The sequence below is a fragment of the Cellulomonas shaoxiangyii genome, from assembly GCF_004798685.1.
Lineage (GTDB): Bacteria > Actinomycetota > Actinomycetes > Actinomycetales > Cellulomonadaceae > Cellulomonas > Cellulomonas shaoxiangyii.
Genome location: NZ_CP039291.1, coordinates 1,834,647 through 1,860,867 on the forward strand (window position 1 = coordinate 1,834,647; position 26,221 = coordinate 1,860,867).

General features: G+C 75.7%; 24 protein-coding genes. 12 read left to right on the forward strand and 12 right to left on the reverse strand.

From position 1 onward, the window contains the following. The first annotated feature begins 199 nt into the window (after window positions 1-199). Together E5225_RS08345 and E5225_RS08350 are read left to right on the forward strand one after the other, a co-directional pair. Window positions 200-1,591: a UTP--glucose-1-phosphate uridylyltransferase gene (locus tag E5225_RS08345; protein WP_135972781.1), complete on the forward strand. Its 1,392-nt coding sequence runs from the start codon at window positions 200-202 to the stop codon at window positions 1,589-1,591. A gap of 83 nt (window positions 1,592-1,674) precedes the next feature. After that, a complete protein-coding gene (locus E5225_RS08350) occupies window positions 1,675-2,634 on the forward strand; it encodes a glycosyltransferase family 2 protein (RefSeq protein WP_243738142.1) in 960 nt (319 codons plus the stop codon). A gap of 108 nt (window positions 2,635-2,742) precedes the next feature. Here E5225_RS08350 and E5225_RS17515 read toward each other — a convergent pair whose 3' ends face one another. Beyond that, a complete protein-coding gene (locus tag E5225_RS17515) occupies window positions 2,743-2,892 on the reverse strand; it encodes a hypothetical protein (protein ID WP_166435923.1) in 150 nt (49 codons plus the stop codon). A gap of 257 nt (window positions 2,893-3,149) precedes the next feature. Here E5225_RS17515 and E5225_RS08355 point away from each other — a divergent pair, with 257 nt between their 5' ends. The 4 genes from E5225_RS08355 to E5225_RS08370 all read left to right on the forward strand — a co-directional run bounded on the left by E5225_RS08355 (window position 3,150) and on the right by E5225_RS08370 (window position 5,913). After that, window positions 3,150-4,379 carry a glycosyltransferase family 2 protein gene (locus E5225_RS08355; protein WP_135972791.1) on the forward strand — a complete coding sequence of 410 codons (1,230 nt, stop codon included), beginning with the start codon at window positions 3,150-3,152 and terminating at the stop codon, window positions 4,377-4,379. 121 nt (window positions 4,380-4,500) lie between these two features. Continuing rightward, entirely contained in the window at window positions 4,501-5,016 is a 516-nt protein-coding gene (locus E5225_RS08360) for an RNA polymerase sigma factor (RefSeq protein ID WP_135972780.1), read from the forward strand. Further along, window positions 5,013-5,630: a methylated-DNA--[protein]-cysteine S-methyltransferase gene (locus E5225_RS08365; RefSeq protein WP_135972779.1), complete on the forward strand. Its 618-nt coding sequence runs from the start codon at window positions 5,013-5,015 to the stop codon at window positions 5,628-5,630. The genes E5225_RS08360 and E5225_RS08365 overlap by 4 nt, the downstream gene beginning before the upstream one ends. A 10-nt stretch (window positions 5,631-5,640) precedes the next feature. Beyond that, window positions 5,641-5,913 carry a DUF2277 domain-containing protein gene (locus E5225_RS08370; RefSeq protein ID WP_135972778.1) on the forward strand — a complete coding sequence of 91 codons (273 nt, stop codon included), beginning with the start codon at window positions 5,641-5,643 and terminating at the stop codon, window positions 5,911-5,913. A gap of 58 nt (window positions 5,914-5,971) precedes the next feature. On the opposite strand, the gene E5225_RS08375 is transcribed toward E5225_RS08370, so the two are convergent. Together E5225_RS08375 and mqo are read right to left on the reverse strand one after the other, a co-directional pair. After that, window positions 5,972-6,298, reverse strand: coding sequence for a hypothetical protein (locus E5225_RS08375; RefSeq protein ID WP_243738141.1), 327 nt, complete (start codon window positions 6,296-6,298; stop codon window positions 5,972-5,974). Between the two features lie 5 nt (window positions 6,299-6,303). Further along, complete coding sequence (gene mqo, locus E5225_RS08380; protein ID WP_135972777.1) at window positions 6,304-7,794, reverse strand: malate dehydrogenase (quinone); 1,491 nt, start codon at window positions 7,792-7,794, stop codon at window positions 6,304-6,306. Window positions 7,795-7,999: 205 nt separating this feature from the next. On the opposite strand from mqo, the gene E5225_RS08385 reads away from it, so the two are divergent. Continuing rightward, complete coding sequence (locus tag E5225_RS08385) at window positions 8,000-8,212, forward strand: hypothetical protein (RefSeq protein WP_135972776.1); 213 nt, start codon at window positions 8,000-8,002, stop codon at window positions 8,210-8,212. 87 nt (window positions 8,213-8,299) lie between these two features. Here E5225_RS08385 and E5225_RS08390 read toward each other — a convergent pair whose 3' ends face one another. The 3 genes from E5225_RS08390 to ligD form a co-directional block, all read right to left on the reverse strand. Further along, window positions 8,300-9,478, reverse strand: a complete 1,179-nt coding sequence (locus E5225_RS08390; RefSeq protein ID WP_135972775.1) for an App1 family protein — start codon at window positions 9,476-9,478, stop codon at window positions 8,300-8,302. Then, the gene (locus E5225_RS08395) at window positions 9,475-10,059 is read right to left on the reverse strand and encodes a Dps family protein (protein WP_135972774.1); all 585 of its coding nucleotides are present in this window, start codon (window positions 10,057-10,059) and stop codon (window positions 9,475-9,477) included. The genes E5225_RS08390 and E5225_RS08395 overlap by 4 nt, the downstream gene beginning before the upstream one ends. Window positions 10,060-10,185: 126 nt before the next feature. Next, window positions 10,186-11,067 carry a non-homologous end-joining DNA ligase gene (gene ligD, locus E5225_RS08400; protein ID WP_135972773.1) on the reverse strand — a complete coding sequence of 294 codons (882 nt, stop codon included), beginning with the start codon at window positions 11,065-11,067 and terminating at the stop codon, window positions 10,186-10,188. Between the two features lie 145 nt (window positions 11,068-11,212). On the opposite strand from ligD, the gene ku reads away from it, so the two are divergent. The 3 genes from ku to E5225_RS08415 all read left to right on the forward strand — a co-directional run bounded on the left by ku (window position 11,213) and on the right by E5225_RS08415 (window position 13,699). Continuing rightward, a complete protein-coding gene (ku, locus tag E5225_RS08405) occupies window positions 11,213-12,199 on the forward strand; it encodes a non-homologous end joining protein Ku (protein ID WP_135972772.1) in 987 nt (328 codons plus the stop codon). Then, a complete protein-coding gene (locus tag E5225_RS08410; protein WP_135972771.1) occupies window positions 12,196-13,251 on the forward strand; it encodes a PHP domain-containing protein in 1,056 nt (351 codons plus the stop codon). Before ku ends, E5225_RS08410 begins: the two co-directional genes overlap by 4 nt. 166 nt (window positions 13,252-13,417) lie before the next feature. After that, on the forward strand, window positions 13,418-13,699 hold the full coding sequence (locus tag E5225_RS08415) for an HU family DNA-binding protein (protein WP_135972770.1): 282 nt from the start codon (window positions 13,418-13,420) through the stop codon (window positions 13,697-13,699). 50 nt (window positions 13,700-13,749) lie between these two features. On the opposite strand, the gene E5225_RS08420 is transcribed toward E5225_RS08415, so the two are convergent. Continuing rightward, window positions 13,750-14,370: a DUF6328 family protein gene (locus E5225_RS08420; protein WP_341867950.1), complete on the reverse strand. Its 621-nt coding sequence runs from the start codon at window positions 14,368-14,370 to the stop codon at window positions 13,750-13,752. Window positions 14,371-14,527: 157 nt separating this feature from the next. Here E5225_RS08420 and E5225_RS08425 point away from each other — a divergent pair, with 157 nt between their 5' ends. Then, window positions 14,528-15,583, forward strand: a complete 1,056-nt coding sequence (locus E5225_RS08425; RefSeq protein ID WP_243738140.1) for a threonine aldolase family protein — start codon at window positions 14,528-14,530, stop codon at window positions 15,581-15,583. A gap of 93 nt (window positions 15,584-15,676) precedes the next feature. Here the strand turns inward: E5225_RS08425 and E5225_RS08430 are convergent, their stop codons facing one another. From E5225_RS08430 to E5225_RS08440, 3 genes are all read right to left on the reverse strand, one after another. Next, window positions 15,677-17,464 (reverse strand): cellulase family glycosylhydrolase, encoded by a 1,788-nt coding sequence (locus E5225_RS08430; protein WP_135972768.1) that lies wholly within the window; start codon window positions 17,462-17,464, stop codon window positions 15,677-15,679. Window positions 17,465-17,654: 190 nt separating this feature from the next. Then, on the reverse strand, window positions 17,655-19,562 hold the full coding sequence (locus E5225_RS08435; RefSeq protein WP_424945123.1) for a glycoside hydrolase family 6 protein: 1,908 nt from the start codon (window positions 19,560-19,562) through the stop codon (window positions 17,655-17,657). 197 nt (window positions 19,563-19,759) lie between these two features. Then, window positions 19,760-20,899 (reverse strand): LacI family DNA-binding transcriptional regulator, encoded by a 1,140-nt coding sequence (locus E5225_RS08440; RefSeq protein ID WP_135972766.1) that lies wholly within the window; start codon window positions 20,897-20,899, stop codon window positions 19,760-19,762. A gap of 126 nt (window positions 20,900-21,025) precedes the next feature. On the opposite strand from E5225_RS08440, the gene E5225_RS08445 reads away from it, so the two are divergent. Further along, entirely contained in the window at window positions 21,026-23,644 is a 2,619-nt protein-coding gene (locus tag E5225_RS08445) for a substrate-binding domain-containing protein (protein ID WP_243738138.1), read from the forward strand. A 58-nt stretch (window positions 23,645-23,702) separates the two neighbouring features. Here E5225_RS08445 and E5225_RS08450 read toward each other — a convergent pair whose 3' ends face one another. Both E5225_RS08450 and E5225_RS08455 read right to left on the reverse strand, forming a co-directional pair. Beyond that, entirely contained in the window at window positions 23,703-25,466 is a 1,764-nt protein-coding gene (locus tag E5225_RS08450) for a DEAD/DEAH box helicase (protein WP_135972788.1), read from the reverse strand. A 252-nt stretch (window positions 25,467-25,718) separates the two neighbouring features. Beyond that, window positions 25,719-26,135, reverse strand: coding sequence for a CoA-binding protein (locus E5225_RS08455; RefSeq protein ID WP_135972764.1), 417 nt, complete (start codon window positions 26,133-26,135; stop codon window positions 25,719-25,721). Window positions 26,136-26,221: the final 86 nt, after the last annotated feature.

Sequence of the window (26,221 nt, forward strand, 5' to 3'; positions counted from 1 at the left end):
GCCCCTCCCGCCGTCCTCCGATCCTGCCCCCGCAGGTGGGTGCGGCGCACCGTCCTGGGGGCGACGCGCCGCCGCCGGTCCTGCCCGGCGCGGCGGACGACGAGCGGGGCGTCCGGCCGCGCGCCGACGGGCGCCGCCCGCCACCGGACGTGAGAGGCGTCACCGCACGTGAGCGCGCGGACCTCCTAGAGTCGGGTGCATGAGCGCCGACGGACTCGCCCGTGCCCAGCAGAAGATGCGCGACGCCGGGGTGCACGGCACCGCGGTCGACGTCTTCACCCGCTTCTACGGACTCCTCGAGTCGGGCCGCACCGGCCTGATCGCCGAGGCCGACGTCGCCCCGCTGGGCGACGTCCCGCACCTGGACAGGCTGGAGGTGGACGACGCGGCGGGCGCCGAGGCCCTCGCCGCCACGGTCGTCCTCAAGCTCAACGGCGGGCTCGGCACGTCGATGGGCATGGACCGCGCCAAGTCCCTGCTGCCGGTGCGCGGCGACCGCACGTTCCTCGACGTGATCGCCGGCCAGGTGCTCGCGGCGCGCGCCGCGACCGGGGCGCGCCTGCCGCTCGTGCTCATGAACAGCTTCCGCACCCGCGACGACAGCCTCGCGGCCCTGGCCGCCTACCCGGAGCTCGCCGTCGACGGGGTGCCGCTCGACTTCCTGCAGAACCGCGAGCCCAAGCTGCGTGCCGACGACCTGGCACCGGTCGAGTGGCCGGCCGACCCGTCGCTCGAGTGGTGCCCGCCCGGCCACGGCGACCTGTACACCGCGCTGCGGGCGTCGGGCGTGCTGGACGCGCTGCTCGCCGCGGGCTTCCGGTACGCGGCGGTCTCGAACTCCGACAACCTCGGCGCCACGCCCGACGCGCGGATCGCCGGCTGGTTCGCCTCGACGGGCGCGCCCTTCGCCGCCGAGGTCGCCCGGCGCACGCCGGCGGACCGCAAGGGCGGGCACCTGGTGGTCCGCCGGGCCGACGGCCGCCTCGTGCTGCGCGAGTCGGCACAGACGCCGACGGAGGACGCGGAGGCGGCCGGCGACATCGCCACGCACCGGTACTTCAACACCAACAACCTCTGGCTCGACCTGCGGGCCCTGGCGGACGAGCTGGACCGCACGGGCGGGGTGCTGGACCTGCCGCTGATCCGCAACGAGAAGACGGTCGACCCGACCGACCGGTCGTCGACGAAGGTCGTGCAGATCGAGTCCGCGATGGGCGCGGCCATCGAGGTGTTCGACGGCGCCGCGGTGCTCGAGGTCGGGCGCGAGCGCTTCCTGCCCGTGAAGACCACGAACGACCTGCTGGTGCTGCGCTCGGACGTCTACGACGTGGACGGCGCACACCGCCTCGTGGCGCAGGTCGACGCGCCGTTCGTCGACCTCGACCCGGAGCACTACGCGACCGTGGCGGCGTTCGACCGCCGTGTCGCGCACGTGCCGTCGCTGCGCGCGGCGACGTCCCTGCGCGTGCGCGGGGACTGGACGTTCTCGCCCGACGTCCGCGCGGCGGGTGACGCGGCACTCGCGGCCGTCGACGGGCCCGCCACCGTGCCCGCGGGCGCGACGGTCGGGCCCGACGGCGTCACCGGCTGAGGCCCCGTCCGGCGGTCCGTCCGGTGCCCCGGCGGCGCGCGCTCGACGCGCGCGTCCGCCGGGCGGCCGGTACAGATGGGCGGGTGGAGCTCGACGTCACCGCCGCCCTGCGCACCCCCGCCCCGGTCGCCCGCCGCGACGCACCCGGCGCCGACCCCCGGGTCGCCGTCGCCGTCATCACGCACCAGCGCCGCCCCGAGGTGCTGACGGCCCTCGAGCGCCTGCGGGACCTGCCCGAGCGTCCGCACGTCGTGGTCGTGGACAACGGCTCGACGGACGGCACCGCCGACGCGATCCGCGCCCAGCACCCGTGGGCCGAGCTCGTCGCGTGCCCGACGAACCTGGGCGCGATCGGGCGCAACGTGGCGGTCGACCGGCTGGACACCCCCTACGTCGCGTTCTGCGACGACGACACGTGGTGGGACGCGGGGTCACTGCGCGAGGCGGCGGACGTCCTCGACGCCCACCCGCAGGTCGCCGTGCTCACCGCACGGATCCTCGTCGAGCCCGGCGGCCGCGAGGACCCGATCGTCGCCGAGCTGCGCGACTCACCCGTCGTCGGGGCGCCGGGCCTGCCGGGTCCGGCGCTGGGCAGCTTCCTCGCCGGGGCGTCGGTCGTGCGGCGGTCCGCCTTCGTCGCCGCGGGCGGCTTCCACCCCCGCCTGTGGCTCGGCGGCGAGGAGGAGCTGCTGGCGGCCGACCTCGCCGCCGCCGGGTGGGAGCTCTGCTACCTCCCGTCGCTCACCGTGCACCACCAGCCGTCCCGCGCCCGTGACCCGCACGTGCGCCGACGCGACGGCATCCGCAACACCCTGTGGTTCACGTGGCTGCGTCGGCCGTTGCCCGCAGCGGTGCGCCGGACGGCGCACGTCGTGGCGTCCCTGCCGCGCGACCGCGTCTCGGCGGCGGGCGTCGCCCGGGCGTTCGGGGGCCTGCCGTGGGTGCTGCGCGACCGGCGTCCCCTGCCGCCGCACGCCGAGGCCCGGTTCCGCGCGCTCGAGGAGTCGCAGCGCCGCTCGACCGCCCGTCGCTACGTGAGCTGACTCCGCGCCGACCGCGGGGTACGGAGCGGACGTCGCGCCGGCGGCGTGGCGCGCGTGGCGCGGCCTCGGCACCGCTGCCGGTGCCGAGGCCGCCGTGCCGGTGCCGCGTCAGCCGACGTCGGGTGCGGCGTCCGGGTCCTCCTCGGGCTCCATGGTGTTCGGCTCGCCGCCGGCGCCCGCACCGACGCCGGTGTCCGACAGCTCGTCCGCGGTGGTGCCGCCGGTGCCCGTCGTCGGGCTCTCGTCCGTCTCGCTCATCCGAACCTCCCCTGTGGCTGGTCCCGCCAGCGTGCGACCGCGCGAGGGCGTCCGCAACCGTGCGGCGAGAGCGCGGGTCCGGACCGACGGGGCGGCGCCCTGCGCGGACCGTCCGGCGGGTGCGCCGGCGCCGTCAGGGTCCGGGGCGCGCTCGGCCCGGGGCGTCCCTAGGGTGGGGGCGCACCGCGCGCGCCCCGTTCGCGTCCCGGGCCGGCCGCCGGTCGACGCCCCGACCACTCGACCCTCCCGAGGTGACGATGACCGGCACGCCGTCGACGTCCGACGCCGCGTCCACGCCGACCGCCACGGCGGGTGCCCCCGCGCCGCGGGGCGCGGCCCCCGGTTCGGCGGAGGGGTGGGTGCGTCCGGTGGAGGACGAGCGCGTGAGCGTCGTCGTCATGAGCCGCGACCGCCGTGACGAGCTGCTCGGCACGCTGCGCCGGCACGCCGCGCCCGTCGTCCTGGTCGACAACGCGTCGGGCGACGGCACGACCCCCGCGGTGCGCGCCGCGGTCCCGGACGTGACGGTGCTGCCGCTGCCGGAGAACGTCGGGGCGTACGCGCGCACGCTCGGTGCGCGGGCCGTCACGACGCCGTACGTCGCGTTCGCCGACGACGACTCCTGGTGGGCGCCCGGCTCGCTGCGGGTCGCGGCTGACTGGCTGACGGCGCACCCCGACGTCGCGGCCGTGCAGGCGCACGTCCTGGTGGGAGCGGAGGACCGCCCGGACTCGTTCTGCGAGGTGCTCGCCGCGTCGCCGCTGCCCCGGCCGGCCGGCGTCGACCGTCCCGTGCTCCTCGGCTTCATCGCGTGCGCGGCGATGGTCCGCCGCGACGCCTTCCTCGACGTGGGCGGCTTCGACGACCTCGTGCGGTTCCCGGGCGAGGAGGAGCGGCTCTCGCTCGACCTCGCGGCGCGCGGCTGGTCGGTCGCCTACCTCGACACCGCCACGGTGCACCACCACCCGTCGCCGCGTCGTTCCGACCCCGCGGCGCGGCAGGCGGCGATCGTGCGCTCCGCGGTCCTGACCGCCGTCCTGCGGCTGCCGTGGTCGCGCGTCGCCCGCCGCGTCGCCGGCGCCTGGGCCGACCCGGCCGGCCGGCGTGGTCTGCGCCGGGCGCTGCGCGACGTGCCCCGCGCGATGCGCCGCCGTCGCGTCGTCCCGCCGCACGTGCGGGACCTGCTCGCGGTGCTCGACCGGGCCGACGCGGTGCCGGCCGCAGGCACCCCCGCTCCGGTGGCGGGCGGCGCGGGCGCCGGTCAGGGTGGGCCCATGAGCGAGGAGACCGTCCACCCGGCCCAGCAGCGTCCCGAGACGGACCTGCCCGAGAACCAGCCGATGCCCGGCAGCCGGGAGGACGCGGCCCAGCCGTCGCCCGGCGACACGCAGGACCAGGCGGTCCGGCGCATCTACCCGTCGGACCCGACCGGGCAGGACCCGGACCCGCTGGTCCACGACCCCCGCCCGGACGAGTCCGGGGCCTGACGGCGGGGCACGACCGGCCCGGCCCCGGCGCCGCGTCGGCCCGGGGCGGGCGACCACGTCCGCCACGCGCGTGGTTGCCACCTCACGCCTGCCCCCGTTCCGGCGTCTGCACACTGTGAGGGTGTCGGAGCCGTTCGAGCACGTGGTGCGGGCCCACGGGGCGACCGTGCTGCGCGTCTGCCGCGCGCTGCTCGGTGCCCACGACGCCGACGACGCGTGGTCCGAGACGTTCCTGTCCGCGCTGCGCGCGTGGCCGACGCTGCCCGCGGGCGTCAACGTGGAGGCGTGGCTCGTGACGGTCGCGCGCCGCAAGGCGCTCGACGAGCTGCGCCGGCGCGGGCGGCACGCGGTGCCGGTCGAGGCGCCGGACGTGCTCGGCGCCCGGCCGCTCGTCGCCGGCGCCCCGCGGCCGGGGGACCGCGACCTCGACCTGTGGGACGCGCTGCGCGTGCTCCCCGACAAGCAGCGCCGGGTCGTCGTGCTGCACCACATCGGCGGGCTCCCGTACGCGGACGTCGCGGACGTGGTCGGCGGCACCGACGCGGCCGCACGCAGGGCCGGGGCCGACGGCGTGGCGGCCCTGCGACGCAGGTTCGCGGTCGCGGCCGCCGAGGACGACCCGAGGAGGCGGTCATGACCACCACGACGACGGCGGACGGCGGCGCGCTGGCCCGGCTGCACGCACGCCTCACCTCCGACGCGGAGCGGGCGGGACTGCTCGACGTCGCGTACCGCGTCGCCGACAGCCCGGTCGGCCCGCTGCTCGTCGCGGCGGGGGAGCGCGGCGTGCTGCGCGTGGCGTTCGCGGTGCAGGGGCACGACGCCGCGATCGCCGAGCTCGCCGCGCGCGTCAGCCCCCGGGTGCTCGAGGGCGGGCGTCGCCTCGACCCGGTGCTGCGCGAGCTCGACGAGTACTTCGCCGGCACCCGCCGGGTCTTCGACGTGCCCGTCGACCTGCGCCTGCTCGACGGCTTCCGCCGCGAGGTCGTCGACACGCTGCCGCGCGTGCCGTACGGCGCCACCGCCTCGTACGCGGCGGTGGCGGCGCTCGCCGGCCGGCCCACCGCCGTGCGCGCCGTGGGCACCGCGTGCGCGCGCAACCCCGTGCCCGTCCTCGTGCCCTGCCACCGCGTGGTCCGGTCGGACGGCACTCCCGGCCGGTACGCCGGCGGGGACGCCGCCAAGGCGACGCTGCTCGCGCTCGAGCGGGCCGCCGCGCGGCCCTCGCCCGCGGCGGGGGACGGCGCGTAGCGTCGGGAGCATGTGCCGGAACATCACGACCCTGCGCGGCCTCGAGCCGCACGCCACCGACGACGAGATCGCCGCGGCCGCCCGTCAGTACGTGCGCAAGGTGACCGGCGTGCAGCAGCTCTCGGACGCGACGCGCGAGCCGTTCGAGGCCGCGGTCGCGGAGATCACCGCGATCACCGCGCGCCTGCTCGACGAGCTCCCCGAGCGGCGGCAGCCGCCGGCCACCGTGCCGCCGCTGCGCCGCCCGGAGGTGCAGGCGCGCATCGCCGCCCGCGGCGCCTGAGACCGCGCGCCGGCCCGCGGCGAAGGACCGCGCGTCGGTCCGCGAAGCCGCCGCGGGGTCAGGACGTCGCGCCCGACGGCGGGTACGGGACCAGCCGGGGGATGCCCTCGGGCGCCACCGCGGCGAGCGCGAGGAAGCGCGCCTCGGCGCGGTGCAGCCGGATGTGCTCGTCGAGGGACCAGCCGGGCCCGTTCGTGAGGGTCATGCCGCACGCGCAGCCGATCGTGACGCTGCCGCCCGGGCCGACCCGTACCTGGCCCACCGTGGTGTGGTCGGTGAACGCGCGCACCTTGGCGCGGCGCATGGGGGCGCTCACCGGCTCGGGCAGCGCACCGTCGTCGTCGGGCGCTCCTGCCGGTGCGGCGTCGTGCGAGGGGTCGGGCACGACGGTCAGTGTCCGCTCGTCAGCGTCCCGCCGTCGACCATCTGGTCGAGCTCGAACGCCGCGTCCCAGTCCTGGCCGCCGAGGCTCGGCATCATCCGGTGCAGCTGCGGCCCCCACGCCTCGGCGTGGTCGGGGAAGCAGCGCTGCAGCAGGTCGAGCATCGTCGCGACGGCCGTGGACGCTCCCGGCGACGCACCGAGCAGGCCCGCGATGGAGCCGTCGGCGGACGACACGAGCTCGGTGCCGAACTCGAGCACGCCGCCGCCCTTGCCGCGCTTGATCACCTGGACGCGCTGCCCGGCGGTGATGAGCTCCCAGTCGCGGGGGTCGGCGTCGGGCATGTACGAGCGCAGCGAGCGCAGCCGCTGGGTCTCGGTGGCCGTGACCTCGCGGACCAGGTAGGTGAGCAGGTCGAGGTTCCGCATGCCGACGGCGAGCATGGGCACGAGGTTGCCGGGCCGGACGGACCGCACGAGGTCGCCCCAGGAGCCCTGCTTGAGGAACTTCATGCTCCAGCCGGCGTACGGGCCGAACATCAGCGCCCGGCCCCCGTCGACCACGCGCGCGTCGAGGTGCGGGACGGACATCGGCGGCGCACCGATCGCGGCCTTGCCGTAGACCTTCGCGTCGTGCCGGGCGACGAGCTCGGGCTTCGTGGTGCGCAGGAACTGCCCGCTGATGGGGAACCCGGCGTACCCGCGGATCTCCTTGATGCGCGAGCGCTGCAGCAGGTGCAGGGCGCCGCCGCCGGCGCCGACGAAGACGAACCGTGCGGTGCGGGTGCGCTTGCCCCCGCCGTTCCAGCGGCGGTCGGCGACGCGGACGCGCCACAGGCCGTCGCGGCGGCGACGCAGGCCCACGACCTCGCTCTGCGTGTGCAGCGTGGCGCCGCGCGCGACGGCGTCGTCGAGCATGGCGCGCGTGAGGGCGCCGAAGTCGACGTCGGTGCCGGAGGTGGCGCGGGTGGCGGCGATCGGCTCGTCGGCGTCGCGGCCCGCGACGAGGAGCGGCGCCCACGACGCGATCGTCTCGCGGTCGGTGCTCAGCTCCATGTCCGCGAAGAGGCGGTGCGCACGGAGCGCCTCGTACCGGCGCCGCAGGTACTCGACGTCCTGCGCGCCGCGCACGAACGTCATGTGGGGCGTGTGCGTGACCGCGTGCTCGGCCCCCGGCAGCCGGCCGAGCCCCGCCAGGTGCGCCCACAGCTCGCGCGAGAGCTCGAACTGCTCGTTGATGGTGACGGCCTTCGCGATGTCGACCGAGCCGTCGGCCTTCTGCGGCGTGTAGTTCAGCTCGCAGAGGGCGGCGTGGCCCGTGCCGGCGTTGTTCCACGCGTTGGAGCTCTCCTGCGCCGGGCCGTCGAGGCGCTCGTGGATCTCGATGCGCCAGGACGGCTCGAGGGTCCCGAGCAGCGCCGCCAGCGTCGCGCTCATGATGCCGCCCCCGACGAGGAGGACGTCGACGTCTGCTGCCGTGTCGTGCGCACGCGTAGCCACCCGGCGATGTTAGGTCGACGTCGAGAGGTGTCCTGCACTCAGCGAATGTGACCTTGGTCTCCCGGGTCCGCGTCCGCGGCGGCCGGTCGGCGGTCCGCGGCCCCCGGCACGCGCGACCGCAGCGGAGCGGCCCGGAGGACGGGCCCGAGGCCGTGTCCCTCTGCCAGCGGGTGCGGGGGACCGCTCCGAAGCGGTACAAACGAGCATGACCCGCAACCGCACGCGCGACCTCGCGTCCGACCCCGCCGCTCAGCGCATCGCCGACCGGCAGCCCTCCGACGCCGACCTCGTCGGCGCCGACACCCGCTCGGGTGGCGACCCGGACGGGGGCCCGCGCTCGCTGCAGGCGTCCGAGCGCGAGGGCGGCGACGAGGCGCTCACCAGCAGCGAGGACTGGGACGACCCGTCGCGGCTCTGACGCCCAGGCACGACCGCGGCCCGGCTCGGGCACGCGACGCACGACGGCCCCCGCCGACCGGTGACGGTCGACGGGGGCCGGGTCGCGTCAGGCGCGGGCGGTCGCGGGCGTGAACCCGTGCTCGCGCGCCCGGGCGAGCAGCTCCTCGCCGTCGGCGCCCTGCAGCACCGGGATGCCGGGCCGGTCCGCCTCCGCCTCGGCCTCCTCCGACTGCGCGGTCGCCGTCGGCATACCGTGCGAGAGCACGTGCTCCGCGGCCGTCAGCTGGCGGATGAGCACCGCCTCCACCCGCTCGGGGTGGTGCTCCACGGCGCCGGCGTAGATCTCCGGGTCGTGCTGGCCGTCGTCGCCGACGAGCAGCCACCGGACCTGCGGCAGCTCGCTGAACAGGCGGCGCAGCTGGGTCACCTTGTGCTGCTGCCCGCTGCGGAACAGGCCGGTGTTGGTCGGTCCCCAGTCCGTGAGCAGCAGGGGGCCCGCCGGGTAGTCGTTGCGGCGCAGGAAGCGGCCGATCGCGGGCGCCGCGTTCCAGGCGCCGGTCGACAGGTACACGAGCGGCCGGTCCTCGTGGCCGGCGCGCAGCTCGCGGTACAGGCGGGACATGCCCGGGACCGCCTCGCGCGCGTTCTCGTGGCGGACCAGCGTGTTCCACGCCGCGACGAGCGGGCGCGGCAGGCGCGTGACCATCACGGTGTCGTCGATGTCGCTGACGATGCCGACCGTCGGCTCGGGCCCGACGACGCACACCTGTGCGACGGCCTGCGCGCCGTCGGCCGACGTGAGAGTCACGTCGTGCCAGCCCGGGGGGAGGTCGGACGGGACGACCGCGTCGACGTAGCCCGCGCGGTCCGTCGTCACGACGTGCGTCGCGTCCCCGACCCGCACCTCCAGGTCGGCGCCCGCGACGGGCGAGGTGAGGAAGGAGCGCCACCCGCGCACCGACGGCGCCGGTCGCTCCTCACCGGTCTGCGCGGCACCGCCCGCCCCGGGCAGGTCCGCGCCGGCCACCTGCGGCGAGGCGAGGAGGGTGCGCGCGAGCACCCGGACCCAGCCGTCCGAGCCGTAGCTCGCGTAGGCGACGATGCGGACCGTCCACCCCCGGGCGCGCAGCACGCGCGCCACCGCGGAGTCGAGCCGGTCCTCGACGCGCGCCGCGACGTGCACGCGCGGGCGGGTGGGGCCGTCGAAGCGGGGGGCGACACGACCCGCACGCAGCCCCTCCCCGTCGGCGGCGACGGGCTCCTCGTGGGTGGGGACGGCGGTCACGAGCGCGAGCCGTCGGCCGGGCCTGCCGCCTCGGCAGCCGCGGCGGCACCCTGCTCCGTGCTCTCGCCGGCGGTCGACAGCGCGCCGCCCGCGGACTCGAGGTGCGCACGGACGAACCAGTGGAAGAGCTCCAGCTCGTGCAGATGCCCGACGAGGAGGTCGTTCGTGACCGTGTCGAGCTCCTCGGTCGCGTCGGCCGCCGCGCGGTGGTCGGTGATGACACCGACGTAGACCTCGTCGAGCGCGCCGAGGTGGGCGGTCGTCGTGGCGCGTCCGATGCTGTAGTCGTCCCACGTGCGCGCCTTCACCAGGGCGCCGGGCGTGCCCTGCGGGGCGACGCCGAGGGTGGCGATGCGCTCGGCGGTCGCGTCGACCATCGCGCGCACGGCGTCGACCTGCGGGTCGATCATCTCGTGCACCGCGATGAAGTGCGGGCCGACGACGTTCCAGTGGATGTGCTTGAGCGTGAGCTGCAGGTCGTTGAGCGCGTGCAGGCGCCCCTGGAGGATCTCCGCGAGCTTCGCACCGTCCTGCGGTGTGAGGGACGGGACCGTGTACTTCGGCAGTTCGGCGCGAGCCATGACCGCTCCTTCGATGTCGTCGCCTGCCGGACCAGGCGGACCGGCGCTGGGCGTCCACGCTGCCAGCCCCGGTGGACGCCCGCCACAGGAGCACGTCCGCGCCCCACGCGCCCCGGACCTGCGGCGTCAGTCCTCGAACGGGTCGCCGTCGCGCTCCAGCCGCGTCACGGCGTCGGCGGCCGTGAGCTGGGTCAGACCGGGCTCGAGCTCCTCCCACCGGCGCGGCACGGCCGCCGTGGGACGGTCGCGTCCGCGCAGCGACCACGGCGTGATGGTCGTCTTCGCGGGGTGGTTCTGCGACCAGTCGATGAGGACGCGGTCGGGGCGCACGTCCTTGCGCATGACGTGCACCACGAGCCCCGGCTCGTCCCGCGCGATCGCCTGCGCGAGGTCGCGCGCGTACGCCCGGACGTCGTGCGGGGGCCGGGGGCGGGGGAGCGGCGCGTACAGCTGGAGGCCCTTGCTGCCGGAGGTCACGGGCACCGTGCGCACCAGACCGTCGTCGGCGAGCCGCGCGGCGACCAGGTGCGCCACGCGCACGCACTCGTCGAGGCCCGCGCCCGGCCCGGGGTCCAGGTCGACGACGAGCCGGTCCGCGTCGCGCACGCCGCCGCGCGGGCCGACCGTCCACTGCGGCGTGTGCAGCTCGAGCGCGCCCTGGTTCGCGGCCCACATCAGCCCCGCGAGGTCCTCCAGCACCGGCAGGTCGAGCACCGTGCCGTCCTCCTCCCCGCCGGGCGACGCGGGCACCCGGTGGTGGCGCAGCCACGCCGGCGCACCGCGGGGCACGTTCTTCTCGAAGAAGCGCTCCCCGCCGACCCCGTCGGGCCAGCGGATGCGCGTCACGGGGCGGTCGGCCAGCTGGCGCAGCAGGGCCGGCGCGACGCGCACGAGGTAGTCCATGACCTCCGCCTTGGTGGTGCCGGTGGCGGGGTACATGGTCTTCTCGAGGTGCGTCAGGCGCACCGGCCGGCCACCGACGTCGACGGTCCGTCGGTCGGCGCTCACGGCGCTGACCTGCGCTCAGGGGTGGCGGGCACGGGGTGCACGGGTCCATCCTGCCCGTGGACGGAAGCGGCGGCCGGGTATCGGCGCGCCGCCGGGCGTCGCCTCCTGGTGCGGCGTCCGCGGGCGAGGACGACGGGAGGCGGACGTGCGCGCGATCTGGAAGGGTGCGGTGGCGTTCGGCCTGGTCAACGTGCCGGTCAAGCTGTACGCGGCGACCGGGGAGCACGAGGTGCGCCTGCACCAGGTGCACCGGGAGGACGGCGGGCGCATCCGCTACAAGAAGGTGTGCAGCGTCGACGGCGAGCCCGTGGAGTGGGGCGAGATCGCCAAGGGCTACGAGACGGACTCCGGCGAGCTGGTCGTCCTCACCGACGAGGACTTCGACCGGCTGCCGCTGACCACCGAGCGCGAGATCGAGGTGCTCGAGTTCGTGCCGGCGGAGCAGGTCGACCCCATCCTGCTGCAGAAGACGTACTACCTCGAGCCCGACAAGACGGCGGCGAAGCCGTACGCGCTGCTGCGCGGGGCGCTCGAGCAGACGGACCGCATGGCGGTCGTCAAGGTGGCGCTGCGCCAGCGCGAGAGCATGGCCGTGCTGCGCGTGCGGGACAAGGTCATCGTCCTGCAGACGCTGCTGTGGCCCGACGAGGTGCGCGAGGCGGACTTCCCGGTGCTCGACGCCGAGGTCTCCGTGCGCCCCCAGGAGCTGACGATGGCGAGCTCGCTCGTCGAGTCCCTCGCCGCGGACTTCGACCCGTCGCAGTACACGGACGCCTACGTGACGGCGCTCGAGGAGCTCATCGAGCAGAAGGTGTCGTCGGGGGACACCCGGGCGCCCTCGGCGGCCGAGGAGGAGCCCGAGGAGGCGGCCGGCGAGGTCGTCGACCTGCTGGCCGCGCTGCAGCGCAGCGTCGAGAAGGCGCGCACCGCGCGGGGCGGGGCGCCCGACGAGACGCCCGCCGCGGCGACGAGCAGCGGGCGCGCGGCGCGCGGCGGGACGGCCGCGTCCGCGTCGGACGACGACGCACCCGCACCGAAGCGGCGCTCGCGCGCCAAGGCGGTCGCGTCCGGCGACGGTGACGGTGACGGCGCGAAGGCCCCGGCGAAGCGGACCCGCAAGAAGGCGTCGTGACCGCTGCGGACGACCGCGACCGCGCCGTCGCCACGCTGCGGCGCATCGCGTTCCTCCTGGAGCGCGCGCAGGCGAGCAGCTACCGGCCCGCGGCGTACCGGGCCGCGGCCCGCGCCGTCGAGCGCCAGGAGCCCGACCGGCTGCACGCGCTCGCGGCCGCCGGCGCGCTCACCGAGCTGCCGGCGGTCGGCGCGAAGACGGCGGACGTCGTCGCGCGGGCGCTCGCCGGCCGCCCCGTCGCCGTCCTCGACGGGCTCGAGCAGGAGGCGGCCGCCGCCGCTGCGGGTACACCGGACGACGCCGCTGGCGTGCTGCTGGCGGCCCTGCGCGGCGACCTGCACGCGCACACCGACGCGAGCGACGGCGCGACACCGATGCAGGAGATGGTGCTCGCGGCGCTCGAGCTGGGGCACGACTATCTCGCGATCACCGACCACTCGCCGCGCCTCACGGTCGCCAACGGGCTCTCCGCAGCGCGCCTGCGTGCGCAGCTCGGCCAGGTCGAGGCGCTGCGCCGGGCCGTCGCGCCGTTCGACGTCCTCACCGGCATCGAGGTCGACGTCCTCGACGACGGCGGCCTCGACCAGGACCCCGCGCTGCTCGACGAGCTCGACGTGGTCGTCGCGTCCGTGCACTCGAAGCTGCGGATGGACCGCGCGTCGATGACGGCCCGGATGCTCGCCGCCGTCCGCAACCCGCGCACGGACGTGCTCGGGCACTGCACGGGTCGCCGCCTCACGGGGCGTCAGCGCCCGCCCAGCGAGTTCGACGCCGAGGCCGTCTTCGCGGCGTGCGCGGAGCACGGGGTCGCCGTGGAGATCAACTCCCGGCCCGATCGGCTCGACCCGCCGCACGCGCTCCTGGACGTGGCCGTCGCGGCCGGCTGCGAGTTCACGATCGACTCCGACGCGCACGCACCCGGGCAGCTGGCCTGGTTGCGGGCCGGCTGCGAGCGCGCCGCGGCGCACGGCATCGGGCCCGACCGGGTCGTCACGACGCGCACCGCGGACGACGTGCGCGCCCGCGGTCACCGGGCCCCGGCACGTGCTTGAGCGCCCCCGCCGGTAGCCGCGCGACGCGCCGCCCGCGCGCCGCGTGCGGTCGCGGCGCCGTAGCGCGGCTAGTGTCGAGGGCCGTGCGTACGGGCGACGCCCGCAGCGCACGCCCGGTCCGTCGTCCGGTCCGGGCAGCGATCCGAACCCCCAAGGAGCACCCTACGTGAGCGTCAACCGCACCGAGCTCGTCCAGGCCGTCGCCGAGAAGGCGGGCCTGAGCAACGCCGAGGCCGACAAGGCCCTCAAGGCCTTCCAGGAGGTGCTCGTCGAGAAGCTCGCCGCCGGCGAGGACGTGACGATCTCCGGCTTCCTCTCGGTCGCGCGCGCCGAGCGCGCCGCGCGTACCGGCGTGAACCCGCAGACGGGCGAGAAGCTCGACATCCCCGCGGGCCACCGCGTGAAGCTCACGGCCGGCAGCGCCCTCAAGCGCGCCGTCCAGGGCTGAGCCACGACGGCCCCCGACCCAGACGGGTCGGGGGCCGTCGCGCACCTGGATCAGTCCGGGCCGGCGTCCTCGTCGGCCGTGGCCCGGCGCGCGATGACGTGCGGCAGCACGAGCCACGCCCCGGCGACCACCAGGAGCAGGCCGCCCCCGACGACGTACCCGGCCGTCCGCGAGAGCACGAGGTCGAACAGCAGCATCGTCGCGCCGGCGAGCGTCAGCGCGAGCGCCACCAGCCCCGCGCGCGCGAACCAGTGGCCGGCGTCGACCAGCTGCGGCTTGAGCCGGCGGCGGAAGAGCAGTCGGTGGAGGCTCACCGGTGCGATGAACAGGATCGTCGCGACGACGGCCATCACGACCAGCACCAGGTAGGTCGTGCGCTGGTGGTCGTCGAGGTCCCCGAACCGGGACTGGAACGGCACCGTGAGCAGGAACCCCGTGAGGATCTGCGCGCCCGTCTGCGTGACGCGCAGCTCTTGGAGCAGCTCGTTCCAGTTGCGGTCCATCCGCTCGATGTAGGTCTCGTCGCGGTCCGTGTCGGGCGCGTCGTCGCGCGGGTCGGCGGGCGCGTCGTCGCGCGGGTCGGCGGGCGCGTCGTCGCGCGGGTCGGCGGGCGCGTCGTCGCGCACCGGCGTCCTCTCCGTGACGCCGGCGTCGTGCGTGGGAGTCGGCATGTCGTCCCCACCTCCTCGTGTCCGGGGCTGCACGGATCATGCCCCCCGCGCCGGTGCGGTGCACGACTTGTCCGCGTTTCCGCCGGCGCGTCCCGGACGGACGTCCGGCACTGCGCCGGCGGACGAGGCGCACCACGTCGTGCGCGAGAATCGGCGGGTGACCACCGCGCACGACACCCGCCACTTCGCGTCCGACAACTACGCGGGGGCGCACCCCGAGATCATCGACGCGATCGCCGCAGCGAACGTCGGGCACGCACCCGCGTACGGCGACGACCCGCACACCGCGGGCCTGCAGGACGTGGTCCGAGCGCACTTCGGCGAGGCGGCCACCGCGTACCCGGTCTTCAACGGCACGGGGGCCAACGTCGTGGCGCTGCAGGCCATGCTGCCGCGGTGGGGCGCCGTCGTGTGCTCGGCGAGCGCCCACGTGAACACCGACGAGAACGGCGCGCCCGAGCGCGTCGGGGGCCTGAAGCTGCTCACCGTGCCGACGCCGGACGGGCGCCTGACGCCCGAGCTGGTCGCGCGCCAGGCGCACGGGTTCGGCGACGTGCACCGGGCGCAGCCGGGTGTGGTGTCGCTCACGCAGTCGACCGAGCTGGGCACCGTGTACCGGCCGGAGGAGGTCCGGGCACTCGCCGACCAGGCGCACGCGCTGGGCATGCGGGTCCACGTCGACGGCGCCCGCCTGGCCAACGCCGCCGCGCGGCTGGGGCTGCCCCTGCGGGCGTTCACCACCGACTGCGGCGTGGACGTCGTGTCGCTCGGGGGCACCAAGAACGGCCTGCTGTTCGGCGAGGCCGTCGTCGTGCTGGACCCGGCGGCGGTGGACGGGGTGGGCTACCTGCGCAAGTCGGGGATGCAGCTCGCGTCGAAGATGCGGTTCGTCTCCGCCCAGCTGGTCGCGCTGTACGAGGGCGACCTGTGGCTGCGCTCCGCGACGCACGCGAACGCCATGGCCGACCGCCTGCGCGCCGGCATCGACGCGCTCGGCGTGCTCGACGTCACGCTGCCCACCGAGGCGAACGCCGTGTTCGTGCGCCTGCCGGCCGACGTGGCGGCGGCGCTGCGCCGGCGGTGGCGGTTCTACGACTGGGACCCGTCGGACGGCACCGTGCGGCTCATGTGCGCCTTCGACACCCAGCCGCAGGACGTGGACGACCTCCTGGCCGCTCTCCGTGACGCGCTGAGCGGCCGCCCGGACGCCTGACGCCCCGCGGACGCCCGCCCCGGTTCGTGCCCGCCGCGGTGCGCTCGGGGACGAGCGCACCGCGGGGGACGTGCGGGCGGGCGTGCGGGCGGCTCAGCCCACCGTGCAGGCCGCGCCGTTGAGGGTGAACGCGGTCGGCGCCGCCGTCGTGCCGCCGTGGGTCGCGTTGAGGCCCACCTCGACCGACGCGCCCGCGGCGAGCGTGCCGTTCCACGCCGCGTTGGCGACGGTCACGCGCGTTCCGGACTGCGACCACGTCCCGCTCCAGCCCTGCTGCAGCGTCGTCCCCGCGGGGAGGTCGAACGCGAGCGTCCAGCCGGACAGCGGTGCCGTGCCGGTGTTCGTCAGGCGCACCGTGGCCGTCAGTCCGGCGCTCCACGAGCCGGCGGTCCACCGCACGCTGCACCGGCCCGGCGTCGCGGTGGGGGTGGCGGTCGGGGTCACGCTGGGGGTGGCGGTGGGGGTGCTGGTCGGGGTCACGGTGGGCGTGGCGGTCGGGGTGGCGGTCGGCGTCACCGTGGGCGTCACGGAAGGAGTCGGCATCACCGTCGGCGTCTGCGTCGGGCGCGTCCCGACCTGCGACAGGCTCTTGCCGGTCGTGCTCCCGGCGCCGCCGAGGGGCACGTCGTGGTCCAGCGAGACGAACCGGCCGCCGTCCTTCCACAGCGCGGGCTCGAGCAGCGCGTACTTCTCCTCGTCCCACGTCGCCCAGTCGTAGCCGACCAGGCCGCCGGTGTCCCCGGAGTTGGGGTTGAGCACCCAGAAGGTGTGGCTCAGCCGACGGTCGGCGATGAGGTCGCGCAGGGCGACCATCCACCGCTCGTTGCGCCCGCCGTCCATGAACCCGCCCCACTCGCCGATGAGCAGGGGAGCGATGCCCTCCTTGTGCAGGTAGAGCCAGTTCGGGTCCCACACGTCGCGCTCGAGGCTCGCGCGGTCGAAGTCGCCGGCGAACCACTTCTGCTCGTGCACGAGGGGCCCGTAGTCGTGCGGCGAGTAGACGAGCTGGTCCTGGTGCGCGCCGAGGTCGATGGGGTGCTCCCGCACCCCGCGCAGGTTCCCGCCCCACCAGGTGCCGTGGTAGTCCGTCAGGCCCGTCGACGTCCACGGGACGCCGTCCTTGGGGTAGACCTCGACGCCCTCGACGAGGATCAGCCAGTTCGGGTTCTGCGCGAGCACGCGCCGGGCCGCCTCCTCGGCGAAGTGCTTGAAGTTGTCCGGGTCGGTCGAGTCGTCCCACTTGGCGCGCAGCGTCGAGCCCTGCGTCCCGTGCGGCTCGTTCTTGAGGTCGGCGCCGACGATCGTGTCGTCGTCCGCCCACCGCGCCGCCACCCACTCCCACGCGTCGTAGGCGTCCTGCGTCGTGACGTCGCCCTTCCACCACACCGGGTGCACGTGCCCGGAGTTGTCGGCCTCGGCGCTGTGCACGTCGAGCACGACCTTGAGGCCGTAGTCGTCGCACATGTCGAGCCACGCCTCGAAGATCTGCAGGCTGTTCATGCCCTCGAGCTCGGGGTTGACGAACGTGTTCACGTTCGGCGCCGTGTGCTGCCCGGCCTGCCACTCCAGCAGCAGCTGGGTGGAGATCGGCACACGGACGACGTTGAGGCCCCGGTCGGCGACCGCCTTGGTGAGCGTGCGCATGTTCGCGGACCACAGGCCGTGGAAGACGCGTTCGCTGGCGTTGAAGCCGAACCAGTTGACTCCCGTGAGCCACACCTCGCGGCCGGCGGAGTCGACGATCTGGTTGCCGCGGACGTGCAGCCAGTCGGGCGTCTCCGCCGCGTGCGCCGGTGCGGCGGCGAGCGGGACGGTGAGGGCGCCGGCGGCGAGGGCGCCGACGAGGGCGACGCGCAGGGACCGCTTCGGGGTGGTGGGCACGGCTGCTCCTGGGGGAGGTGGCGAGCGGGCGCTGCGGCGGTTGCCGGCACGGTCGAACGGGCGGGGCGGTCGAACGGGCGGGGCGGTCGCACGGGACGCGGCCGCGGACGTGCCACGGGCCCTCCCGGGGGTGTTCCCCGGGAGGGCCCGCGCGGCCGTCAGACCGTCGGTCCGACGGCCAGGTCGCTCATCAGCTCACGGTGCAGGTCGCGCCGTTGAGCGTGAAGCCGGTCGGGGCGGGCAGTGCCGCCGAGCCGTTGGTGTGCGACCCGTTGAAGCCGATCTCCACCGAGGCGCCCGCGGCCAGCGTGCCGTTCCAGGCCGCGTTGGTGGCCGTCACGGTCTGGCCGGACTGCGACCACTGGGCGGACCAGCCCTGCTGCACCGACTGGCCGGAGCCGAGGGTGAAGCGCAGGTTCCAGCTGCTCAGCGCCGTGGTGCCGGTGTTGGTCAGGCGCACGGAGGCGGTGAAGCCGCTGTTCCAGCCGTTGGCCGAGTACCGCACCGAGCACGCGCCCGTTCCGGAGGTCGGCGTGGGCGTCGGCGTCGACGTGCGCGTCGGCGTCGCGGTCGGCGTGGGCGTCGGCGTGCGCGTGGGCGTCACGGTCGGCGTCGGCGTCGGGGTGCGGGTCGGCGTCACGGTCGGCGTCGGGGTGGCCGTCGGCGTGGGCCGGGGCGTCGAGCCGTCCGTCGGGATGATCGGGAACGCGTTCCGGACGAGGGTCCGGAACTGGTTCTCGAACCACTGGCCGGCGAGCGGCGCGTCCGGCGTGGCGCCCGTCAGCTGGTTGGCCAGCTTGGGCGACACGAAGGTCGGGTCGCACATGCGGTCGAAGCTCTTGCCCTGGTCGTTCGCGATCTCCTTGGAGGCGCCGTCGGACTCGCCCGGCGGCTTGATCCAGACGTACGCGTCGATGTGCGACTCCGCCGGTGCGGTGGACGGCGTCGCCCGCGGGAGCTCCCCGATGCCGGCGCCGAGCGGGTTGCACCACGCGCCGCGGTGCACGCGACGGTCGATCCGGGACTCGTTCACGTACGTGTTCAGGTCCGTGCTCGTCGACGCGGCCGTCGGACGGTCCGGGCCGCCCCAGCCGTTGCGCGAGGTGTCGATGAGCATGCCCGTGCTGGCCGGGAAGCCCTCGGCGACGAGCAGGCGGTGCAGGTGCGCCGTCCACGCGAGCTCACCGAAGTCGGGGTTCCACTCGTAGAACGACGCCGACCGGACCTGGCCGCTGCCGACCTGCTTGTTCGGGTCGGTGAGGAACGGCTCGGCCAGCGGGGTCGAGTTCGCCGTGTTCGTGATGAAGCCGTCGATCGAGGCGAAGCCCTTCTTCGTCGTCCGTGCCACCTCGGCGAAGAGCTTGGCCGCGGGGCCCGCGTTCGAGTCCCAGCCGAGCCAGCCGGAGTGCGCCGCGTCGATGTACGTGTAGACGTTGTCCAGCGTCTTCAGCTCGTCGAGCGCGTACTTGACGCCCTCGCGGTAGTACGGCGCCGACTGCTGGCACGTGGGCTCGGAGATGTTCGTGATGAGGTTCGGCAGCGAGTCGGGCTCGATCGTGGCCGAGATGCGGATGTCCTGGTACTTCGGGTCGGACAGCAGGTCGACGATCGGGTCGATGTACTCGGTCTTGTAGCGCGCGAGGCCGGCGTCGGTGGCCGGCAGCTCGCCGTTGGACGCGAGCGCGTAGCAGTCGCGCCCGGGCAGGTTGTAGATGACGAGGTTGAAGACGAGCGGCGTGCCGCCGGCCCGCTGCTTGACCGCCTCGTCCAGGTGGAACTTCAGGCCGTTGCCGTCGGCGTTGCCGGCGATCGCGCTGATGCGGTCCATCCAGACGGCCGTGGGCTGCTTCGCCACGGTGCGCATCTGAGCTGCCAGGGTGGCGTCGCCGGCGCGCGTGGCAGCGCTCTCAACCGTCGCGGCCCAGGTGGGGTTCACGTACTGCCGGGCGCCTGCGTAGGGGTTGTCGACGTGCGGCTCGGCCGCACTGGCCGCCGTGCTCGCCAGCGTCAGCGGCACCGCGACGAGCGCCATTGCCGTCGCTGCGGTCGCGGCGGCGCGTAGGCGCCGTCCGACCGTCCTCTTGCCGTGTGTGGACACGTGTGTCCTCCGGGTGTCGTTCTGGCGCACCCCGCCCTCGGCGGCACGGTGCGGGCCGCCGCAGGGGAGTCCACGACGACTGGCCTGGAATCCATCACGCGGCAAGGGCACCGGGGATCCTCGCGAACCGTTTAGGCTTCGTCGCGTTACCAGATCGTTACCATCGCCGCACGATGCCGGTGACGCGTTCCTGCAGGTCAGCGCGATCGTGGGCCGGTACTGCCGCGCACCGCCAGGCCGCCGACCGCGATGTGGCGCCCCAGCCCCGCGCGGCCGTCGAGGACCTGCAGCACGGCGTGCCCGACGGCCGTCCCCAGCTCGACCTGCACCGTGGGCAGCGCCGTGATGGAGGGTGTGGCGAGCCGGCACAGCGGCGAGTCCGTGAGCGACACGACCGACACGTCCCACGGGACGGCCAGGCCCGTGCGCCGGGTGACGTCGAGGGCGGCCACGGCCATGTGGTCGGTGTCGAAGACGAGCGCGGTCGGCGGCCGCCGGCCCGTGAGGAGCCGCCGGCACGCGGCGGCCGCGCCCTCGGGCGTCCCCGCCGTCGCCTCGTGCACCAGGACCCCGCCGCCGGTGGCGACGGCCTGCTCCAGCCCGGCGACCCGGGTGCGGGTGCGGTGCAGCGCGTCCGGGCCCGTCACGACCGCGACCTGCCGGTGGCCGAGCTCGATGAGGTACCGGCCCACGCGCTCCGTCGCCTCGGCGTCCTCCACCGCCACGGTCGCCATCTCGCCCGTCGGCTCGCCGCCCACGACGACGACCGACGGGATCCGCAGCCGGCGCAGCGCGTCCAGCCGCGGGTCCTCCGTCCGGACGTCGGTCACCACCATGACGTCGAACCGCCGCTCGGCCCACCACTCGCCGTAGAGCGCCACCGCCGCCGCGAGGTCGTCGACGACCTGCAGCACGAGGGCCAGCCCGCGCGTCCGCAGGACGTCCTGCAGCGCGACCACGAGCTCGAGGACGTCCGCGCCGTACCCGACCGGGCCCGTCAGGGTGCGGTCGAGCACGAGGCCGACGGCACGGGGACCGCTGCGCATGGAGCGCGCCGCGGCGCTCGGGCGCCAGCCGAACTCGTCGGCGACGCGCAGCACGCGTTCACGCGTCGCCGCGCTGACGCCGGGGCGCCCGTTGAGCGCGTAGGACACCACGGCGATCGACACGCCCGCTGCGCGCGCGACGTCCGTGATCGTCGGGCGTCGTGCCGCGGGACCTGGGACGACGGGGTGCGCACCCGTCGCCGGACCGGCCGGTGGCGCCGCTGGCGCCACCGCCGGAGAAGCCGTCGGAGATGCGGCGTCTTTGCCGCTGTCATGTGCAGGAGTGACCACGATCGCCTAGTGTTGCGCCCGATGTGGGTCGGTCGCATCAACTCGGCTCCGACGGCGTAGGCGAGGTTGCTCATGGTCACTGCTCGGCGCGGGGTCCCCGCCACGGTGCGTCGGACGATCGGTGTCTTGTCCCCGGTCGTCGGCGGCTTCTACTTCGGGGCCCTGATCGCCGGCGTCGCCCGGGCGGCCCGGGGCGCCGGCCACCGGGTCGTGGCGGTGCAGACGTACCCCGCCGGGCTGGACCGCGAGCGGTACCCGGAGGAGTCGGTGCTCGACACGCCGGTGGCGCTGGGCAGCGTCGACGGCCTCGTGGTCGTGGGCAAGTCGCTGAGCCAGGAGCGGCTCGCGGCGGTGCGCGAGTGGGGCGTCCCGGTCGTGCTGGTCAGCGAGGACCCCGTCCACCCGGACGACCCCGTCGTCGTCCCCGACAACGCCGGCGGGGTCCGCGAGGCGGTCGAGCACCTGATCTGGCACGGCCACACCGCGATCGGCTTCCTCGGCAACCTCGCGCAGCGGGACATGCGCGAGCGCTTCGCCGCCTACCGCACGACCCTCGCCGAGAACGGGATCGAGTCCGACGACTCGTGGTGGTACGAGGCGTCCGACAACCAGGAGCAGGGCGGCGTCGACGCGGCGGCGCGTCTGCTCGCGGCGGGCACGCCCACCACGGCGGTCATCGCGGCGACCGACCGCAACGCCGTCGGCTTCCAGCGCGCCCTGCGCTCCCACGGGCTCGTGCTGCCCCGCGACCAGGCCGTCGTGGCGTTCGACCACGCGGACTCCGGCGCGCGGGTGAGCCCCCGGCTGTCGACCGTGGACGCGCACTTCGGGCGCGTGGGGGAGCAGGCCGTCCACCTGCTCCTGGCGCGGATGCGCGGCGAGGACGTCGCGCCGGGCGAGCACCGTGTCGCCTCGACGCTCGTCGTCCGCGAGTCGTGCGGCTGCACCGAGATCACGTCGCCCGCCGGCGGCGACGACGACCTCGCGGGTTCGGACCTCGTGCGGCGGCTGGCCGACTCCGCGTTCGGCGGCCCGGCCGGCACGGCCTCGGCCCGCCGGCCGGGACCCGACGCGCGCGAGGCCTGGTGGCGCTCCGTCGTCGAGCCGGTCGAGGCGGCCGCAGAGCGCGGCGTGGGACCGGCGGCGGCCGCACTCGGACGCCTGGCGGACCTGACGGCCGCGCTGCAGCCCCACCCGGAGGCGCTCGAGCAGTCGGTCACGGTCCTGCGCGCGGTCGAGTGCCGACAGGTGGAAGCGCTCTCCGAGGCCCGCCGGCAGAACGCCCCCGCGGTCCGGCGCGCCGTCACCGACGTCCTGCTCGCGGTGACGAAGGGGTGCACGCGCGCGATGCTCGCCCGGAGCGGGCAGCTCGAGCGCACGATCGTCGACCAGTACGAGGTCGACATGGACCTCCTGCGCGGGGACAGCGCCAGCCCTCGTGCGCTCGGCTGGCTGCCCCGGGGCGTGCGCGGCCACGCGTGCCTCGGGCTGTGGGTCGGCACGGACCGCGGCCCCGGCGACCGCGAGATGGAGATCGTCGGCGTGCACGACACGACGGGCACGCTGTCCCGCCTGGTCGGCGTGCGCACCACCGCGAGCCAGTTCCCGCCGCCGGCGCTCACGCGGGCCGGCACGGTCGGCTCGAACGAGCTGACCTTCGTGGTGCCGGTCACGTTCGGCGGCAGCGACTGGGGCCTGCTCGCCATCGACGGCGTCGTCGAGACCCGCGCGACGCAGCCGCGCGACCGGTTCAACCACTGGGCCGCCCTGCTCGCCGTCGCCCTGGACCAGGAACGCCTCCTCGCCTCCCTCCGGGAGCAGCGCAAGGCCCTCGAGCAGGCGGCCGCGCGCGAGCGCGCCCTCGCCGACACGGTGCGCGAGAGCGAGGAGCGGTACGCGCTCGCGTCGATGGCCGCGCACGACGGCACGTGGGACTGGGACGTGTCCGCGGGCACCGTCTACTACTCGCCGCGATGGAAGCAGACGCTCGGCTACGCCGACGAGGTCATCGGCGACCAGCCGGCCGAGTGGCTCGAGCGGGTGCACCCGGGCGACCGCGACGAGCTGTCCGCCGCCATCGCCGCGCAGCTCGCCGGCTGCGGCACCCCGCTCGAGCTCGAGCACCGCGTCCGCACGTGCTCCGGGGACTACCGCTGGATGATGTGCCGCGCGGTCACGGTGCTGGACGACGCCGGCTGCCCCGCGCGGCTCGTCGGCACGCTCGTCGACGTGACGGAGCGCAAGGAGGCGGAGATCGCCCTGCAGCGGGACGCCCTGCACGACCCGGAGACGGGGCTGGTCAACCGGCTGCTCTTCCTCGACCGGGTCGGCGCCGCGCTGCTGCGCACCCGGCGGTCGCCCGCGTACGACTGCGCGATCGCGCTCGTGCGGGTCGTCGAGCAGGCCCACACCCCCGTGCGCGAGTCGTCGGACGTCGCACCCGACGTGCACCGCGAGGTCGTGCGCCAGCTCCGGCGCCCGTTGCGCGAGGGCGACACGACGGCGCGCATCGGCGAGGACGACTTCGCCGTGCTTGTCGACGACGTCGGGGCGGGGGGCATGCCCGACCGCCTGTCCGAGCTCCTCGAGCGGCTGCGCCGGGACATCGGACCGCGGATCGCGATCGGCGTGCTGGGCAGCGTGCGGGGGATGCGGGACGCGGCCGACGTGCTGCGGGAGGCGGACATCGTGCTCCTGCGCGAGCAGACGCGGCCCGACCCGCTGCGCGGCACCGTCCTGCGCTGACGCGCGGGGACGCACGACGGCCCGGCGACCGCGCAGGTCACCGGGCCGTCGGCACGCGTCAGGAGTGGGTGCGGTGCACCCGCTCGCCGCGGCTCGGGTGGTTCACCGGACCGGTGTCGACCCGGATGCGCAGGGGACGTCCCGCCACGCGGGCGCGGCCGAGCTTGTCGACCGCCTCGGGGGAGAGCCCCTCGGGGATGTCGACCAGCGCGAAGGTGTGGAAGATGTCGATCCGGCCGACGTCGGAGCCCTGCAGGCCCCCCTCGCCGGTGAGCGCGCCGACCAGCTGGCCGGCCTGCACGCCGTCCCGGTGCCCGACCGCCACGCGGTAGCGCGGGCGTCCGCTCGGGCCGCCGTTGTTCGTCCTGCGACGACCGGCGGACGCGTGTCCCGCACCGCCGGAACGGCTGTCGTCCGGCGTCTCACGGGCGCGGCGCATCGCGTCGTCGAGGTCCTCGCCGTCGGCGCCACGGGCGGTCGGGCCGTCGTCGCCGACCGCCAGTGCCGCGACCGCGGCGAGCAGCTCCGCCACGTCGACGTCGGGGTTCTCGTCCAGGTGCGTGCGTACCGCGTCGCGGTAGAGCTCCAGGCGGCCCCCGTCGATGCGTGCGGGCGTGCGGGCCAGCAGCTGGGCGACGCGGTGCGCCGACACCTGCGCCGGGGTGGGGATCGTCGTCTCGACCAGGGGGGAGCGCGTCATGCGCTCGATCTGACGCAGCTTGCCGCGCTCGGTGGGCGTGACGAACGTCAGGGCCGTGCCCGTGCGACCGGCGCGGCCCGTGCGGCCGATGCGGTGCACGTAGGTCTCCGCCTCGCGCGGCACGTCCATGTTCACGACGAGCCCGATCCGCTCGACGTCGAGACCGCGCGCCGCGACGTCCGTCGCCACGAGTACGTCGATCGCGCCCGAGCGCAGGCGCTCGACGATCCGCTCGCGATCGGACTGCGCGACGTCACCGGAGATGTGGGCGGCCGCGATCTGCCGCTGCACGAGCACGTTGCCGACCTCCTCGGCCGCCTCGCGGGTGCGGACGAACACGATCGCCGCGTCGGCGTCGCTCACCGCGAGGACGCGGGCGAGCGCGCCGGCCTTGTGCCGGTGCGGGACGACGGCGTACGACTGCGACACGGCCGCGACCGTCGAGGCCTGGCGTGCGACCGCCACCTCGACGGGCTTCACCAGGTGCTTCTCGGCGACCCGCCGGATCTGCGGGGGCATCGTCGCGGAGAACAGGGCGATCTGCCGCGGGGCGGGCGTCTGCGAGAGCACGCGGTCGACGTCCTCGGCGAAGCCCATGCGCAGCATCTCGTCGGCCTCGTCGAGCACGAGGAAGCGGACGTCCTGCAGCTTGAGGGTCCCACGGTCGAGGTGGTCGATCACGCGGCCGGGCGTGCCCACGACGACCTGGGCGCCGCGTGCGAGCGCACGCTGCTGCGGCAGGTAGGGGGACCCGCCGTAGACGGCGACGACCTGCAGGCCGGCGCGGTGCTGAGCGAACGACGTGATGGCGTCCGCGACCTGCATCGCGAGCTCGCGCGTCGGCGTCAGGACGACGGCCTGCACGGCGCGCAGCTCCGGGTCGACGTTCTGGAGCAGCGGCAGGCCGAACGCGGCGGTCTTGCCGGTGCCGGTCTGGGCGACGCCGACGACGTCGCGTCCCTCGAGGAGGGCGGGGATGGTGCGCGCCTGCACGGGGGTCGGCGCGGTGAAGCCGAGCCCCGTGCAGGCGGCGAGGAGCTCGTCGGACAGGCCGAGGTCGGCGAAGGACTGGACACCGTCCGTCGGCATCGTGGCGTCGGCGGGCAGGGGTGCGGACAGCATGGTGCTCAAGGGGGACCGTTCGGTCGGAGGGGTGGAGACGGGGCCGCCCGAAGGCGTCCTTCGACGTCGCTCACCCCGTAAACCCACACCTGGACCGCCGCACGGGCGGTCCGACACGCATCGGCGGCACACGGCGGCCCGGGGGCTCGCCGTCCCGCGCGGGGACGCGACACGACTCCTGTTGTCGGGGACCACACTACCGGTGCGGCGCCCGCGGCGGGCGGACGGGGGTCGGTGACGTCCCGCACACGCTCAGCCGAGGCCGCGGAGCCTGCCCTCGATGGCGGGGCAGCGGTCCATCACGACGTCGAGCCCCGCGGTGCGCGCCCGGGCCGCCGCGGCCTCGTCGACGACCCCCAGCTGCAGCCACACGGCTCCGGCGCCGGCGGCCACGGCCTCGTCGACGACCCCGCCCGCGATGCGGCTGTTGACGAAGATGTCGACGACGTCGGGCGGCGCGGGGAGGTCGGCCAGCCGGCGGACGCCCGGCACGCCGTGCACCGTCGGGGCGCTCGGGTGGACCGGCACGACGGTGTGGCCCAGCCGCTGCAGGTACGCCGCCACCCCGTACGCGGCACGCGCGGTGTTGGTGGAGAGGCCGACCACCGCCCACGTCGCGGGCGTGCGCAGGAGTCGGTCGACGACGTCCGGGTCCGCGGTGTGGCTCATCGTCCGAGCGTGCCACCGCCCTCGGCGGTGCGCGACGGGCGCACGGGTGCCCGGCCGGCGTCGCGGAGCGTCGCGGGAGGGCGTCG